The organism is Chitinophaga silvisoli (assembly GCF_003412465.1).
GTDB classification, from domain to species: Bacteria; Bacteroidota; Bacteroidia; order Chitinophagales; family Chitinophagaceae; genus Chitinophaga; species Chitinophaga silvisoli.
The window spans coordinates 105,342-121,454 of the sequence record NZ_QTJV01000013.1; the positions used below are offsets into that span (position 1 = coordinate 105,342).

The following is a 16,113-nucleotide window of genomic DNA, read 5'->3' on the forward strand; positions in this document are numbered from 1 at the left end:
TAATGTGGTGTATAGATTGTAGGTGCGAAATGATAGTTTAATTTACTAAAAATCAGGGATATGTAGAAATACTATTCTATTTGAACAGGTGTTTTTTTTTAATAGTTGAAAAATGATTCAAACTACAAGGGTATTTTTTCTTTTTTTAAGTGTATAAAACACGCTATTGCCAGGATAAGGGTGCAGGGGAAGGAAGATCCGGCTCCAAGAGGCGCAAGTGCCAGGAGGTAAATAATTGCCAGCAGCCATGCTACCCTGTTTTTGTAAAGGATGCCCAATCCTATAAAAAGCTGTAAGACCATCAAAATAAGAATATACAGGGTAATATGTACCAGGAACACCTGTCCAATCAGGTATTCATAAACAGGAAGCGCGGCCAGCCATTCATAGATATTATATGCTTCCGGTCTGTAAACAGCCTGCCAGGCATTGACCAGTGCCGCGGTTAAAAATATGCATCCAATAATAACCCGGCCCGTTCTTTTAAACCAGATGCTAATTAGTAAAATTAATAATGCTCCCGCATTAGAAACCAGGTATGCCGTTGAAAACAAATTCCCTCTCATAAAAATCGTTGATTATAGATCTCCATGCTCATATCTCCCAGTCATTTCCTCAATGGTAATCCGGTAAATCACAGGCCGGATATTTGAGTTAAAATGCCCATAATCGGCTCCCTCCTGCACGGGTTGAAGATGATGTACTTTTTCTGTTTCAGTGTACTGCAGCAACCTGCTCATGAGGTATTTCATTGAGTAAAACCGTTCTTTTTCGTCCAGGATCTCCTGGTATTGTCCCCAGATGATGACGCTTTCCCAGTGGGTCAAACTTGTAATAACATCTACTTCAAAACAAACCTGGGGATGGTTTCGCATCATATTAATTTTCATCCCTTCCGCAGAATGAGCGATGATGGCCTTCCCGTTGTAGGCATAACATACGGGCACTACCAGGACCCTGGAATTGCTACTGCAGCCTATTCTCCCCATCATATTCTGCTGCAGGATACTTTGCATTTGCCGGTCAGATAATTTCCCTATCATAACCCTATGTTTAGAGTCATAAGTTAGTCTGATTCGGGCCGAATAACATTAACATTGATCATAAGGAAAAATGATATTTTCCCCTATGAATTATCAAAATGAAATAAAATTTTCTAATTTGGTGCTGATTTTTTGCTTTTGAAACGAACCATATATTCAAATTATAGCTAAACTAATAATTCTATCTTTCATTTTCCTTCAAAACCAGCCTTTATATTTAAACGCAACTTGTTATGAATGTTTTTAGTTCTACTCCGGAATTAGATTTAAATGCATTGTTCAATCATGCTTCCGTTGGAATCATGGTAACGGATGAAGAAGGTTATATCGTAAAGGCAAATCCATTTTTGCTAAAAATGTTTGCTTATGAACAGAGCGAATTGGAAGGCCGAAAGATTGAGGTACTGGTTCCAAGCAGGTATCATGCGGACCATGCCGCCCAAAGGGCTCATTACACATCCAAACCAGAAAAAAGAATGATGGGCCATGGCAAAGAATTTGAAGCTATTAAGAAAAATGGCGAAATCTTCTTTGTGGAGGTGAGCCTGAGTCCACATTATCAAAACGGGCACAAATATATCACGGCCTTTGTAAATGACATCACCCTGCGCAAAAAAGCAGAATCCGAACTCCTGGAAGCAAAGGCCAAAGACCTGATCATGGAAGTCAATCTACTGCGGGAAATGCAGTTGAACGAGCTGAAGACGAAATTCGTCTCGATGGCCTCGCATGAGTTCAGAATTCCATTGAGCGCCATTCTTTCTTCCTCTTACCTGATATCGCAATACGGGCAAATAGGGAACTTTGAACAACAGGAAAAACATGTCAATAAAATAAAAAGTTCCGTCAGTGTGTTAACCGGCATCCTCAACAATTTCCTTTCTATTGAAAAAATTGAAGAAGGCAAGATTGAACCTTCTTATGCTGAAGTCAGCATTGCAGATTACCTTACTAATATCACTGAAGAAATCAGTCCTCTTACGAGCCCTGGGCAAACGGTAGTTTACCAGCATACCGGAGAGACCAACCTATATACAGATGTTGTGCTGCTGAGACATATTATTACCAACCTCCTGTCAAACGCAGTGAAGTTTTCGCCTAAGAATAAGAATGTTCACCTGTTCAGTGTATGTACGGATACGGAACTGGAAATCAGGGTCGTGGATGAAGGCATAGGGATTCCTGCAGAGGCACAGGCGAATATTTTTGACAGGTTTTACAGGGCCGCAAATTCTATGAATATCCAGGGTACGGGATTGGGATTGAGTATTATAGCGAGTTATGTGAAGTTGCTGAAGGGGAGTATCACGTTTGAGAGTGTGGAAGGGAAAGGGACGACTTTTATTGTGCGTTTTGAGCGGTTTAATTCGTAAAAATGCTACCCGGGACCAATCGGAATATATTGCAAAGCGCAATAGAAACCTATCCATCGTAGTCTGCTAAAAAGCAAAAACCCCTTTATTGCGGTTTTTGCTTTTTAATTAAGACTATATTTAAATTTTAGTAACCATCTTAAACAGGCTGTCAATTTTCTGTTTTTCTAATGGATTGCTTACTTTATAGAGTTCTTCGAGTAAACTCGTTGTCACGGGAACAGGATTGGGATAAATATGTTTCTTTAAAAAATGATTCAATGCTGTATTGACCCTCTCTTCACCTATCAGTTCGCTTAAATTATACATTACCACAAGTCCTTTTGAGTAATAGAGATGTGTATTGTCAGGATTGACTTTATATAATGGTTCTTCCTGCGAAAATCCTCTTTCACTATAGTAGATCTGCCTGTGCATGGCTACTTTATCTATAACACTTTGCATCCCGGTCGTATGTTTTGCCATCATTAGTTCCGTATACATCGCAAGCGTTTCGGTCAGCATTTTTGCGCCTTCCCTATCATCTGGGACCAACTGATTTGCACCCCACCATTGATGCGACAGTTCATGCCCGGCCAGTTCATTAATAACATCCTGCTTTCTGTCGCCTGCAAGATTTGTATGAAAAATCATATTTTCAGTCATGAATATTGTACCCGGGTAAGAGCTGCCTGCAAAACCAGTTGTAAATTGCGATACTTCGGCAAAACGTATAGTGTTAAAAGGATAAGTTCCGAAATTCTTCCTGCAATAATCCAATGTACCGGCAGCGTCAGTTAAAAGACGTTGGACGTTTTCGTAATGACGGGGGTAATAGTACACTTCTACATTTACCCCTTTGTAATGAAGCCTTTGCACTTTATAGGCGGCAGAGGATATCCCAAAACGGAAAGGTACCGGGGATGTGGCATAGTAACTAAAATAATTACGATGCCCGGAAGACCAGGTACCCCTCAGCTCTCCTATTCCAATGGCTGTCTGTCCGGCCGCTGTTCCAATTTTCAGATCAAGCGTAATGAAGTCCCGGGTATCCAGTCCGCTTTGCCCCAGTTGCTCCAATGGAGTAGGCATCCCTAATCTCCTTTTTCTTCTTTCAACAGGGCTATATATCTCCAGGTCTGATCTGTAGCCAAAAACAGGGAAGTAATTACTTAGCCGGATGAAACTTCCATTTTGTACAATGGCATTAAATGCTTTATGACCTACAAATGGGTTCCAGTGGTAATTGAAAGAAAAATGGAAGGATGCGGTATCTCCTGGTTGTAAAGCATTTCGAAGTAGCAGGAACCCCTTTTTCCCCCGGAAGAACACCTTTTCTCTGTTTGCAATAAGATATGCCTGATCCACGGATACCTCCTCTTCAAAATTGACAAGAATACTATCTATAGATTTATTGCTTGTATTTTGTATAAAGTATACCGCATTTACACTGTACCTGTTATCCCCCGGATAAAGTTCTACATTAGCTGAAACATGCGTTATGGCTGGTTGTACCAGCTGATTATATCTGCGATAATTTTGCTCATAAGACTGCTGCCAGTCCAGCTTATTCTTCCCGGGAAGCGATGGATAATGGAGGTAGATAAAGATACCTGAAGCCAAACAGACCAGGACTGCAATAATCCTAAACGTCCGGCTCCGGAGATGAAAAACCAGGATAATACTGAAACCAAAAATCATTTTCCATAAGAATGCTGCAATGTAGTTGTCCCAACCATTCATCTCACTATATTTTCCTACATAAGCTTCGGCAAAACGAAGTAAGGGATGAGTGATTCCTATCGACTTACCCAATTTACCCGTCAGCAAATAAATTAATAAAACACTGACAGAAAATGCGATCCATTTGAATGGAATCACTTTATGTACCCATAATGTAATTCCAACACACAAGATCAGTGGAGTAACAATCAGTCCCAATAAAGTTGCATATACCTCCCAATCAATATATAAGTACTGATACACAATCTGAAAGATAATACCGTTTATGATGATGAGTAAGGTAAATATAAAAATCACCAGGGATAGCGACATCCAGGCAGCCGCAAAGCCGAGTCTCCTGCCTGCAGGTGTACTATCTTCTATCAGATTGAACCTGCTCTCAGTACTTCGCCAGTATAATTCACCTGTATAAAATAAAGACACCAATAGCAGTATTCCAGGCAGGTCATATAATATCCGGTTAGCTAACAGGCCCGTTGTTACATATTGTTCCGGCAAACGGATCCCCCGGTCTATTCCATCATAAAACTCCATAGACATGAAGAAAACAAGTGCCACAACAATCAATGTAAACGGCATACTTTTAAGTATCCATTTAAGGTCCATCCAGACCCTGCTTTTCAAGGTAAGCAGGCGATAATAATTTCTATTGGTGACAGTTAAAACAGGTTGAAATCTGAATGTATCGTTATGTAATAGTTCTATTGGTCTCCGCTTCCCTTGTTTAATACTTAGTGACAAACTCAAAAACTTCCATACAATCATCAGTAACACAATGCCTATAGCTAAATAAATAATCCTGTTAAGTAAAAGATTGCCGGTGAGTGTAATATATTGCCTGTTTTTTTGCTCAAGCACCCACGGATTGGTTTGCTCATAAAAGGCAGACAAACCAAATGGATCTAATATTGCTGCAATTGACATTGCACCTGCCGATTGTGGCAAAGCTCCAGCCAGTAAGGGAGAACCGGAATACATCAGCAGGACCATATAGGTGATATATAGAAAGAGCCCTGCACAGTATACCATCAACTTATTTTTTGTGAGCCAGCCCATACCGCATACAAAAGAGGTGCAAAGAAAAAGATTCGGTAGTGCGATGAGGATGAGTGGTTGCAAATACGCTTTTAGCTGAAAGACACCATAAGCAACTTTATCCGGACAGGCAATTTGCCCTGCCATATATCCGGCAATTGTTACTATAAGCAACAGTGTTCCAATGCCAAACACAGGCGAGAAGCGAGTGATTAGGTATTGTGACTTAGTCAAAGGAGTGGTATAAAGAATTTGACTAAAATATGCGTCAGCTTCCTGAAATAATGTAAATGCGGCTACGATGGTAGTAGTAAAAATGCCTGTTAAACTTAAAAGACCGACCATACTACTGATAGCATAAGGTGAATTTACCAGTATATCGGCAGTTGTATTAAAAGTAAGTTGTTTATAGCCGATAAGAAAACCAGATACTGACAATATTATTAACATTATATAAGTTTCTGGTCGCCTGAAACAAGCGCGCAATTCAAACTTTAATAAATGCTTCATGACAAAGACAGGTTGAAGTACACATCCTCTAACGATGGTTCTATTTGGTGAAAACCACTTCCCGGGTTAGTTGTTGCGTATATATGGAGAGATAGTTTGCCACTTGCCAGGCGCGCAGACAGAATTTTGTAATGTTCCTGGTAGTAAGGGAGATCTTGTTTATTTATAGTTAGCTGCCAGATTTTACCTTGAAGGATCCGTATAAAATCAGCTGGGTTTCCCTGGGCTATTATCCGCCCCTTGAACAGGACTGCCATTGCTGTGCAAAGGTCTTTTATATCTTCAACCAGATGAGTTGCCAGTATGACGACTTTGTTCTCACCAATTTCACTAAGCAAGTTATTTAAGCGGTGACGTTCTTCAGGATCCAGGCCCGCGGCTGGTTCATCGACTATAAGAATTTTTGGATCGCCAAGCAATGCCTGTGCCACACCAAACCGTTGCCGCATACCGCCAGAAAAGGTATGTACTTCCTTGTTGCGTTCTGCATAAAGATTGGTTTTGTCCAGCAATGCCAATACCTGTTCCTTACGTGTGCCAGCGTGGATAAGTCCCTTTAGTATAGCAATGTGCGTTAAAAGTTCATAGGCAGACACTTTGGGATAAACACCAAAATCCTGCGGTAAAAAACCCAGCTGCTTTTTTATATTTTCAGGATGTTTAATCACGTCCTGTCCGTTAAAAAGAATTTGTCCCTGATCCGGTTTTAGTAACCCGGCAATTGTTTTCATAAATGATGATTTGCCGGCACCATTTGGACCCAGCAGGCCAAACATACCATCGTTGAGATCCAGGGATATATTTTCATAGGCTATTACCCCGCTGCTATATACTTTGCTTAAATTTTTAATCGATAAGGCATTCATAAATTGAAGAAGTTTTAGAAAAGCGATATCCTGTCCTGCTCATGGAGAGGATGTAATTAGGCTTTGATCCTGTAAATGGTTTATTGTTCGGCTACATATTCAAGGATATCGCCAGGTTGACAATCAAGCGCCTTGCATATTGCTTCAAGCGTATCAAAGCGAATACCCCTGGCCTTACCTGTTTTTAGGATAGATAGATTAGCTGTAGTAATACCCACTATTTCAGCCAGTTCTTTGCTTTGCATTTTGCGCTTAGCCAGCATAACATCAACATTGATAATAATAGGCATTTTATATAATTAAGTCCTGATCGTTTTGTAATTTGATTCCCTGCTCAAAAATGGCAGCAATGAAATAAGCAAATACACCCAATATAGCATGTAAAATCACCAATATTCCTACAACCTTGTCAATACTATAAAATGGAGAGATCACCAGTGATGCTGTCAATGGCAATAACATGTTTGACTGATAAAACCTTTTCAGCTGCCGGATGCCATAGGTAGTAAAAAGTTTAGGTTGCAGAAATACATAAAATATATTACTCACCAGGAAAAAAAACAACGCGTATAAACCTAACAGGCAGAGAAATCCTATGATATAGCCAGCATTATATTCTCCAAGCAGGAAAGGATAATGCGTGAATGGATAGCAGACTTCGAAACGTGTCTCCTGCTCATTTAGGTTTAACGACCATCCTGTACCAAGCGCTATTGAGGAAAGGGCGAATGCAAAAAGATACCCTAATGAAGTAATCCTTGTTATAATAAATAACAACCTGGAAACAATACGAACAGTTTTCATATACAGTCATTTTACCCTACCAAAATACAATTAATTATCGTAAAACAATAATTAATTTAAATTAAATGATAACTCGCCTCATGATCCCCTTCCAGCAAAATTTCCGCTATGTTATGTAATAAAGCACCTTAAATTTGACTGGATAACCCTAAATTATTCCAGTATTTCTCCAGAATAGCCTTTCATTTTTGCACCTGTAAACATAACTCGTGTATATGAAGCTATTGCCGGTCTTAACAATCTTACTAACAGGATGGATATATTCGTTTGGCCAGAATAAAATAAAGGGAACAATACAAAACAAAGACAATCACCAGCCGGTAGCCTATGCCACCATCATTGTAAATGACCCGGCAACCGGTAAAACCGTGAATGGAACCGTCGCCAATGAACAGGGAGCTTTCGAAGTCAGCAACCTGAAAAAAGGTACCTACAATATCACCATAGATTTTATCGGCTATACCCGGCAGGAACTGAAGGGAATCAACGCCCCACAGGACCTGGGTACGATTTATATGGTCGCTGCCGGCAAAGCACTCAATGAGGTCGTGGTTACCTCCCGTGCTCCCACTACCGAAAATAAAACGGACCGCGTGGTATACAATGTAGCTTCAGACATTACTTCGCAGGGAGGAGTGGCGACAGACGTATTGAAAAAGGTACCACAGGTAACCGTAGATATTGATGGTAATGTAGAACTGCAGGGCAATTCGAACATCCGCTTCCTCATCAATGGAAAGCCTTCCTCTATGTTTGGTAATAGTCTGGCCGATGCCCTGGCTGCTATCCCTGCCAGCCAGATAAAAAGCATAGAGGCCATCACCAGTCCCGGTGCAAAGTACGACGCACAGGGTACAGGTGGCATCATCAACATCATCCTGAAAGACAATCCCATGCAGGGTATGAATGGCAGCGTAGCACTCAGCGCCGGTACCCGACTGGAAAACGGCGCTGCAAATTTGAATTTCCGTAAGCAAAAATTCGGGATGAATGTGTTCTTCAGCGGCAATGAACAACTCAGTTCTCATACCCCCTCTTACCGCACCCGCTACACCTTCGATACCGAAACAAAGCTGACACAGGCCACCAATACTGATTTTAGCCGTAAGGCATACCAGACAGGTCTTGGCTTCGACTATGGCAACCTGAGCGCGGGCCTCTCCTATAGTTATTTTGGTAATCGCGCTATCGCCAGTACCTACCAGCAGCCGGGCGATCTCTATTTTAGCTCAGATAACCGCAATCATACCGCTGCGGTAGACTGGAACATCGGCTATCATACACAGTTCAGGGAGAAAGCAGATGAGCTGACCCTGCTGTATAGTGGTAGTAACGGGAACCCATATACCAGTTTCGTACAGGGAGACACCCGGAGCTGGACACCGGGCACTGACCTGCAACATAACTTCTCGGTAGATTATTCTCATAAGGTCAGTCAGCAGCTTACGCTGGAAAGCGGTGCAAAGGTGATCCTGCATCATTTTAATAATACGGCTGTCTCCCTGCCTGACACGACACAATCCTATGTATTCGATTACAGGATGAATATCTATGCTGCCTATATTTCGGCCAGGTTCTCCCTCTTTCACAACTACGATGTGGTGGCTGGTAGCAGGTATGAATACACAACTATTGCCATGGGCAAGATCCCTTCTTATGGGGAATTTCTGCCTACTGTAAATATCTCGCGCAAAATCGGTGAAGATCAGCGTATCAAACTCGCCTTTACCCGCCGTATAGAACGCCCTGACAAGGAACTGAATCCATTTGTGAACCTCAGCGATCCTTATAATATTACAATGGGTAATCCCTACCTGAAACCGGAAATAGGTAATAACACTGAACTTGGTTACAGCCGTAATTTTAAGTCAGGTGGCAATGTATATGTCGCTGTGTCCGAGCGGATCAACACGAATGACCTGAAGACTTATACGGCCTACTATCCGACTTACCAGGAGGGAGATTCTCTCTATAAAGATGTCACTGTCACCACCCGCAGGAACATAGGTGAAGAGTATAATACGGGGCTGATCTTAACCAGTTCCCTCCCCCTTACAAAGCACCTGAATATCCGGGAAAACCTGGTGGTGATCAACAAGCATGTAGTGAACCACCTTGACAACGGGAATAAAACAGATGGCATCAACTGGCGATTGAACCTGAACGCGGCTTATTCTTTTCCGAATGATCTCGTAGCGGAGGCTTTTGGAGAATACCGCTCCGCCTGGAACAGTATCCAGGGCCGTGTGCCCCAGGTGATCAATTATACCCTGGCATTCAGGAAACTTTTCTGGCATAAGAATGCCAGTATAGGTCTGACGGCCACTAATCCATTCAATCAATATATTCGTCAGCTGACTACACTCAATACATCGAATTATACAGGTACATATTTGCGCATGGTACCTTATCGATCGTTTGGGATGAGTATGACTTATAAGTTCGGAAAGCTACAGTTTAAGAAGGAGAAGGAACATGGGGAGGATTATTTGAATAACCCACCTTCTATGTAAAGGAATCAATGAGGTGGAGTAATTCTCCGGGACCTAGGCCTGGTTAAGGAGGGCAATGATAAAATTAAAAATACACCGAATCAGCAATTGGGGACGGGACTAAAATTCAAACGGCTTGCTACTTAGAAAAGTGCAAGCCGTTGTCCTTTTTTAATGATTGGTTCGGTATATGTTTAATGGATGATTGGTTCACTCAGTCTTGGAATTGTTCTAAACCCGGTAAAGCTCAGATCCGTTGAGATGTAGCCTGGTTTTGAAGGCTGCGGTTTGACCAGGTCTGTACTCAGGTACTTTTTATTACTATCACATAAGAGTGTCACCACGACGGCATCTTCACCCATTTGTTCTTTCAGCTTTATTGCCCCGATCACATTTGCACCGGAAGAGATCCCTACTGCAAGACCCAGTTCTGCGGCCAGTTTTTGTGCTACGATGATAGCATCACCGTCATTGGCCTGTACCACCTCGTCTAACTGATCCAGGCGTACGATAGCGGGAATGAATTCGTCGGAGATGCCCTGGATACGATGACTGCCTACTTTATGTCCTGTGCTTAAAGTGGGCGATTCTGCCGGTTCCAGGGGATGAATTTTTACAGCAGCATGCATGCTTTTCAGGTACCTGCCCACTCCCATTACAGTACCGCCGGTGCCTACACCCGCTACAAATGCATCTGGTTTCAATCCGGCGTGTATCAATTGTTCCCAGATTTCCGGTCCGGTAGTAGATGCATGTGCCTCGGTATTGTATTCGTTTTCAAATTGGCGGGGCAGGAAATATTGGTCACTGCTCTGTTGTAAGTCTTCAGCCAGGCGGATACTTCCCAGGAAACCACCCTCCTCTTTGCTCACCAGGCGTACGGTAGCCCCGAAACTTTTGATGATGTCCTGTCTTTCTTTACTCAGCCAGTTAGGCATCATGATGATCACCTTGTGCCCCAGGGCACGGCCGATAGCGGAAAATGCGATGCCGGTATTGCCGCTTGTCGCCTCCACGATGATATCATCAGGCTTGATCAACCCCTGCAGATAGGCCTGTTTCATAATATAAAGGGCCATACGGTCCTTAACACTCCCTGTCAGGTTATAATGCTCACACTTTACGAATATATAGCCGGGACGGCCTTTAAATTGATATTCCAGTTTCAGCATAGGGGTGTTACCGACCAGGTTCCACAACTCTCCAAATCGCTGATCAACCATTGATACTTCCGACAACATCATGGTGAATAATTTTTAGCGAATCTCTGAAATATGGGCCGTTCAGTCAATCGGTAGCCCATTTTTCCAGAATTTTTCTGGTATAAATCGATATTATTGTATTATTTTCCGGACATTCTTATTTCTTCCCCCTTTAATTATGGAAAAAAACCAGTTAGACGAAATCGATGTTCAGATACTGAAGTTACTGCAGCAGAATGCGGAGCTGACGAACAAGGAAATTGCCTTGCGCCTGCACAAATCCGTAGCCACCATTCATGAGCGCATCCGGCAGCTGAAAGAGAGCGGGTATATTACGAAGATTGTCGCTTTGCTGGACAGGAAGAAGATTAACAGGAAACTGATTGCTTTTAGTCATGTGTTGCTGCATGACCATGCGGCGGCTACATTGAGCACTTTTGAACGGGAGGTGGCGAAGTTCCCGGAGGTGATGGAATGCTTCCAGATGACGGGGACTTTTGACTTCATCCTGCGGGTGGCGACGAGTGATATGGATGCTTACCATACTTTTTACAGGAAACTGGCCGCTTTGCCGAATATAAGTACGGTACAGAGCTTTTTTGTGTTGTCTGAGACGAAGAGTGAGACGGCCTACCCTTTGTAATCAACGGGCTCTTACGGCTATCCCGTAAGTAACACGTACATATCCCGCCGATATCCCGCCTCTTTTAGAATGCGGGTTATAGGCGGCTTATAGGCGGGTTATCTGCGGGTTATCTGCGGAATATCTCCGAAGAAGCACTATAGACGCGCTATAGAGACGACACTGTCAATTCTGTATTTCTCTATAGCATCACTTCCAAGGGCTTATATATTATTTTAAATAGCTAAGCCCAACACTTCAAATGTTGCCACACTTTATTAATACTTCCATTGTATTATCTTTGCCGCCGACATAACTACATAACCTATCCTATATTTATGAAAACCATTACCATTCTGGCTGCACTGCCGCTCCTGTTTGTCTTTGCGGCTTGTAAAAAGGACCACACAACCATTCTTCCCTCCGGACCTATCGACTACAATTCCTACGCAAACGGAGGCGTTCACCTGGAAATCGTCAATTCCGACCCGGCTAATTACAATGATGACGAGTTGTATGTAGGCGTAATGGGTGCCACTACCGGGAGCAATTCTCAAAGTGCCTATATTGATCTGAAAACCGGAAAGACCGTTTTGCTGAACAATCTCAGTGCACTGCCACAGGTAGTCAACCCAAACAATCCTACTGACGGCGGAAAGTTTATTGTGATCGGTACCAGGATGTCCGATATGCCGATTAATCCGGCCACGGGTCATCATTCCATTCCACTGCCCTTTATCCAGAGCGGAAGGATCCTGATGTCCATCGGCAAGCCAATCTACTACTACATCAACCCGGGTGGTACAAGCCTGGCAGCGCCAATTAAAAGCACCAATTCCAAAGATGCGAACTATGGCACCGTGTTCGATTTTATGGAATTCACCTACTATTCTACCGGCAGTGCTGCGCGGGTCTTTGCCAATACTTCCCGTGTAGATGAATATGCGATTTCCATGGGCTTTGAACTGAATGCCCTGCAGGGAACCAGCGGTACAATTCAGAGAGCCGGCGAACTGATGACGAAGGAGAAGACGATACAGGCTTTTTTGAATTTCCCTAAGCCGGAGGAATATAACCAGTGCTACCGGACTTTCTTCCAGGATATTATTAACCCGGGTGGTATGACGGATGCTACAGGCAATAAGATCTTTACGCAGACCACTGCTTATGCACAATTTCAAACCTACATTGACAGCATCTGGCAGCAATACAAAACCAGGGACCTCCTGCTGGTGTTAGGCACCGGCAATGTAGGGAAGACGGATGAAGGCCTGGTGATCAGGGGAAGAGTGGATGACAGGAATGTTTTCAATTTTACACAAACTACTACTGTCAACGGAACGAAGGTCGTGAAGGCAGGTACATTGCCAATTAAGCCTACCACCTCAGATGTATTGGGGGGAACCGCCAGTACCGGGGCGTTTAACAATTCTGCGCTGGACGGGCAGGCAGGACATGAACTGGACAATTCACTGCGGGTGACCTTTGTAGCAGCGTTGAACAGGCATAGCATTATCAGTAATGCAGCAGAAGGGCAGATCCAGTATCCGGAGGATGTGTCTAACTTTTACAAGCATGCGCCTTACAATTATTATGCGGCGTTCTGGCACTCCCAGGGGGTGTCTTATAATAACCTGCAATATGCATTCTCTTATGACGATGCGGCCAACCAGTCTTCGACGATTGTCGGAGATAATCCGGCGTATTGTACATTGTACTTCGGACCTATCACAGGTAAATAAATAACGATGTTCCCCTGGAATTTTGCCGGGGGAACTTTATTCCATCTTCAGACTCCTCACCGGGTTCATGAACGCCGCTTTCATGGCCTGTACACCTACAGTGAGCATAGCTACCAAAATCGCCAGGATCCCTGACAAAATAAAGATAGATACGTCAATGTCTACCCGGTAAGCAAATCCATTCAGCCAACGCTGCATCGTATACCAGGCCAATGGCCAGGAAAGTAATGTAGCAAGGCATACCAGTTGCATAAAATTGCCGGAGAGCAGCAGGGTGACATTGTAAGCAGATGCACCCAGTACCTTGCGGATCCCTACTTCTTTAATGCGCAACTGGGAAGCATATGCGGAGATCCCAAATAATCCCAGGCAGGATACAAAGATGGCAAGACATGAAAAGATTTTAAAGATCTGCATCATCCTGTCTTCCGAAAAATACAACTGGTTCATTTTTTCATCCAGGAATGTATACGTAAATACTGCTGCGGGTGTCAGCTTCCTGATCTTTGATTCCAGGAACTGCAAAGTTTGTTGTGTCTGTCCCGGCCGGGCTTTTACAATGAGATAATTGGTATTAAAAGGTTTGTATTGAATCACTAAAGGCTCTATTGCAGCGTGTAGCGAGGCGAAGTTGAAGTCTTTGATAATTCCTACCACGGTGCCGGTATCCCTGTCCAGTACATATGTTTTACCAAGAGGATCTTTTAATCCCAGGAGCTTTACCGCCGCCTCGTTCAGGATAAACTCATGGTGCCTGATCTCAGGAAACTGGGTCCTGAAATTCCTGCCTGCTGATAAAGGAATATTTAGTGTAGACAATAACCTTTCATCCGCCCACATCGCCCTGATAGAGGGTTGTTCGGCATCCGGCGCTGCGCTCAGCGAATAAAAGGTTTGAATGTTAAACCTTTCCCCTGGCAATGTAGAGACAGTAGCATAATTGGCGATACCTGTGTTTTGATCCAGGTCCTGCAGCAAGGATCCGAAATGTTCCCACATGTTGCCATAAATGGACACTGCTATCTGCTGTTCCTTATCAAAACCCAGGTGCTTATGATGGAAGAGCTGCAGCTGCCGGTACATCACCATTGCACTGAAGATCATGAATACGGAGATGGCAAACTGGAAGATGATCAAACCTTTTCTGATTGTATATACAGGTGAGGCGACATCGCGTTTTCCTTTTAAAGCAGGTATCGGTTTAAAACTGCTTACGAACCAGGCTGGATATGCACTTGCCAGTAATCCAATCACCAGCACCAGCAGTATTAAGATACCGAGATTAGAGAAGGAAAGCATTTGTTCAAATCGCAGTTGTTTGCCACTCAGGTCATTGTAAAAAGGCAGCACAAGCACAAATAAAAGCAGGGCAAGCATAGCAGCGATCAGGGTAATAATAAATGATTCGCCGAGGAACTGGCGCAGCAACTGTGATCGTGAAGCGCCTATCACTTTCCGTAATCCAATCTCCTTCATACGGTTGAATGCCTGTGCAGTAGAGATATTAATGAAGTTCACAGCTGCGATCAGTAAAATGAATAAGGCAGCTATAGAAAAGATGTAGACATAGGTAATACTGCTATTGGGACTAAGTTCTTTCTCCATATTGGAATAGAGATGTATGTCAGTAATGGGAGTGAGTGCCAGTTTACGTCCTGCCAGCACCTCCTGTTCTGTTTCGCCGCCGGCGGTATAATACTTTACCATGAACCGGGTTAGTTTGGCGTTTATACTGCCCAGTGATTCGGGGGTCTTCAGCAATATGTAAGTGTAGAAGGAATTCCAGGTACGTCTTTCCAGTGATTGCGGGTCTACATAATGGTGCAGGGTGTTCATAGACAGCAGGTAGTCGAATCGTAAATGGGTGGGGAATGCTGCCGGACTAATTACGCCTGTTACCCTGAGTGGTAATTGTCCTACATCATCCATGATCACTTTGCCGATAGGATCTTCCTGGCCAAAATATCTTTGCGCCATGTCTTCAGTGATGACGATGGCATCTGTGGCAGTCAGTGCGGTGTCGGGGTCACCTTTTACAAAGTGAAGGTCGAAAGTGTTGGTAACGCTGGCATCGGCGAAGAAGCCTTTCTTTTCTTCAAATCGTTTGTTGCCATAGCTCAGGATCTGCTTGGGAGAAGGACGGTAAAAGCGGGTGACCGCGGCTATTTCAGGGAGGTCCTGCGCCATTTCCAAACCTATAGAAGGTGCGGTAGCTGCCCACTGGCGGGTATCTTCTCCAAGACCTTGCATGCTAAGCCGGAACACCCGGTTTGCTTTCGTGTAGCCTTTATCATAACGGAGTTCTTCCTTTACATGGAAGATGATGAGGAGGGCACACATCAGGCCTACTGCCAGTCCCAGGATGTTGATGACAGAGAAGAGGGCGTTTTTTCTGAGATTGCGGAAGGCGATCCTGAGGTAGCTGCTGAGCATATGGGTGATTTTTGGATTCCTGGATGATGAATAGAAAAGAAGGTGCCAACCTATTTAGAACCTGGCATTCATCAAATTAAAAGTATGACAATTTATTATATGTTCGATTTTAGGTAAATGGGATGTCCGGTACTGGACGTTTAAATGATGAATTCCATTTGCAGCTTAGTTGCAAATACACTATTTTTGCAACATTGTTGCACGGTAATTAATATCGTCATGAGAAGGAAATACTTGAAACATTTTGTCAAAAATACTGTGATGCACGC

At 43.4% G+C, this 16,113-nt stretch carries 12 protein-coding genes; 4 read left to right on the forward strand and 8 right to left on the reverse strand.

Annotated features, from left to right (window positions below):
* Window positions 1-122: 122 nt before the first annotated feature.
* Together DXN04_RS27950 and DXN04_RS27955 are read right to left on the reverse strand one after the other, a co-directional pair.
* A complete protein-coding gene (locus tag DXN04_RS27950) occupies window positions 123-566 on the reverse strand; it encodes a hypothetical protein (RefSeq protein WP_116856712.1) in 444 nt (147 codons plus the stop codon).
* Window positions 567-578: 12 nt separating this feature from the next.
* A complete protein-coding gene (locus DXN04_RS27955; RefSeq protein ID WP_116856713.1) occupies window positions 579-1,043 on the reverse strand; it encodes a pyridoxamine 5'-phosphate oxidase family protein in 465 nt (154 codons plus the stop codon).
* 233 nt (window positions 1,044-1,276) lie between these two features.
* Here DXN04_RS27955 and DXN04_RS27960 point away from each other — a divergent pair, with 233 nt between their 5' ends.
* The gene (locus DXN04_RS27960; RefSeq protein WP_116856714.1) at window positions 1,277-2,416 is read left to right on the forward strand and encodes a PAS domain-containing sensor histidine kinase; all 1,140 of its coding nucleotides are present in this window, start codon (window positions 1,277-1,279) and stop codon (window positions 2,414-2,416) included.
* Window positions 2,417-2,536: 120 nt separating this feature from the next.
* On the opposite strand, the gene DXN04_RS27965 is transcribed toward DXN04_RS27960, so the two are convergent.
* From DXN04_RS27965 to DXN04_RS27980, 4 genes are all read right to left on the reverse strand, one after another.
* Entirely contained in the window at window positions 2,537-5,623 is a 3,087-nt protein-coding gene (locus tag DXN04_RS27965; RefSeq protein WP_158569194.1) for an ABC transporter permease/M1 family aminopeptidase, read from the reverse strand.
* 56 nt (window positions 5,624-5,679) lie between these two features.
* Window positions 5,680-6,549 carry an ABC transporter ATP-binding protein gene (locus DXN04_RS27970; RefSeq protein ID WP_116856716.1) on the reverse strand — a complete coding sequence of 290 codons (870 nt, stop codon included), beginning with the start codon at window positions 6,547-6,549 and terminating at the stop codon, window positions 5,680-5,682.
* A gap of 80 nt (window positions 6,550-6,629) precedes the next feature.
* The gene (locus DXN04_RS27975) at window positions 6,630-6,839 is read right to left on the reverse strand and encodes a helix-turn-helix domain-containing protein (RefSeq protein ID WP_116856717.1); all 210 of its coding nucleotides are present in this window, start codon (window positions 6,837-6,839) and stop codon (window positions 6,630-6,632) included.
* A gap of 1 nt (window position 6,840) precedes the next feature.
* The gene (locus DXN04_RS27980) at window positions 6,841-7,353 is read right to left on the reverse strand and encodes a DUF2975 domain-containing protein (protein ID WP_116856718.1); all 513 of its coding nucleotides are present in this window, start codon (window positions 7,351-7,353) and stop codon (window positions 6,841-6,843) included.
* Window positions 7,354-7,568: 215 nt separating this feature from the next.
* Here DXN04_RS27980 and DXN04_RS27985 point away from each other — a divergent pair, with 215 nt between their 5' ends.
* Window positions 7,569-9,866 (forward strand): TonB-dependent receptor domain-containing protein, encoded by a 2,298-nt coding sequence (locus tag DXN04_RS27985; RefSeq protein WP_116856719.1) that lies wholly within the window; start codon window positions 7,569-7,571, stop codon window positions 9,864-9,866.
* A gap of 173 nt (window positions 9,867-10,039) precedes the next feature.
* Here the strand turns inward: DXN04_RS27985 and DXN04_RS27990 are convergent, their stop codons facing one another.
* Entirely contained in the window at window positions 10,040-11,089 is a 1,050-nt protein-coding gene (locus tag DXN04_RS27990; RefSeq protein WP_116856720.1) for a PLP-dependent cysteine synthase family protein, read from the reverse strand.
* 136 nt (window positions 11,090-11,225) lie between these two features.
* On the opposite strand from DXN04_RS27990, the gene DXN04_RS27995 reads away from it, so the two are divergent.
* Window positions 11,226-11,690 carry an Lrp/AsnC family transcriptional regulator gene (locus DXN04_RS27995; RefSeq protein ID WP_116856721.1) on the forward strand — a complete coding sequence of 155 codons (465 nt, stop codon included), beginning with the start codon at window positions 11,226-11,228 and terminating at the stop codon, window positions 11,688-11,690.
* Between the two features lie 317 nt (window positions 11,691-12,007).
* Window positions 12,008-13,411 (forward strand): beta-1,3-glucanase family protein, encoded by a 1,404-nt coding sequence (locus DXN04_RS28000; RefSeq protein WP_116856722.1) that lies wholly within the window; start codon window positions 12,008-12,010, stop codon window positions 13,409-13,411.
* 36 nt (window positions 13,412-13,447) lie between these two features.
* Here the strand turns inward: DXN04_RS28000 and DXN04_RS28005 are convergent, their stop codons facing one another.
* A complete protein-coding gene (locus DXN04_RS28005) occupies window positions 13,448-15,844 on the reverse strand; it encodes an ABC transporter permease (RefSeq protein WP_116856723.1) in 2,397 nt (798 codons plus the stop codon).
* Window positions 15,845-16,113: the final 269 nt, after the last annotated feature.

Bases quoted from the DNA above. Each gene is read 5' to 3' on its own strand.
- DXN04_RS27950 (WP_116856712.1), bottom strand. From the start codon at position 566: ATGAGAGGGAATTTGTTTTCAACGGCATACCTGGTTTCTAATGCGGGA.
- DXN04_RS27955 (WP_116856713.1), bottom strand. From the start codon at position 1,043: ATGATAGGGAAATTATCTGACCGGCAAATGCAAAGTATCCTGCAGCAG.
- DXN04_RS27960 (WP_116856714.1), top strand. From the start codon at position 1,277: ATGAATGTTTTTAGTTCTACTCCGGAATTAGATTTAAATGCATTGTTC.
- DXN04_RS27965 (WP_158569194.1), bottom strand. From the start codon at position 5,623: ATGTTAATAATATTGTCAGTATCTGGTTTTCTTATCGGCTATAAACAA.
- DXN04_RS27970 (WP_116856716.1), bottom strand. From the start codon at position 6,549: ATGAATGCCTTATCGATTAAAAATTTAAGCAAAGTATATAGCAGCGGG.
- DXN04_RS27975 (WP_116856717.1), bottom strand. From the start codon at position 6,839: ATGCCTATTATTATCAATGTTGATGTTATGCTGGCTAAGCGCAAAATG.
- DXN04_RS27980 (WP_116856718.1), bottom strand. From the start codon at position 7,353: ATGAAAACTGTTCGTATTGTTTCCAGGTTGTTATTTATTATAACAAGG.
- DXN04_RS27985 (WP_116856719.1), top strand. From the start codon at position 7,569: ATGAAGCTATTGCCGGTCTTAACAATCTTACTAACAGGATGGATATAT.
- DXN04_RS27990 (WP_116856720.1), bottom strand. From the start codon at position 11,089: ATGATGTTGTCGGAAGTATCAATGGTTGATCAGCGATTTGGAGAGTTG.
- DXN04_RS27995 (WP_116856721.1), top strand. From the start codon at position 11,226: ATGGAAAAAAACCAGTTAGACGAAATCGATGTTCAGATACTGAAGTTA.
- DXN04_RS28000 (WP_116856722.1), top strand. From the start codon at position 12,008: ATGAAAACCATTACCATTCTGGCTGCACTGCCGCTCCTGTTTGTCTTT.
- DXN04_RS28005 (WP_116856723.1), bottom strand. From the start codon at position 15,844: ATGCTCAGCAGCTACCTCAGGATCGCCTTCCGCAATCTCAGAAAAAAC.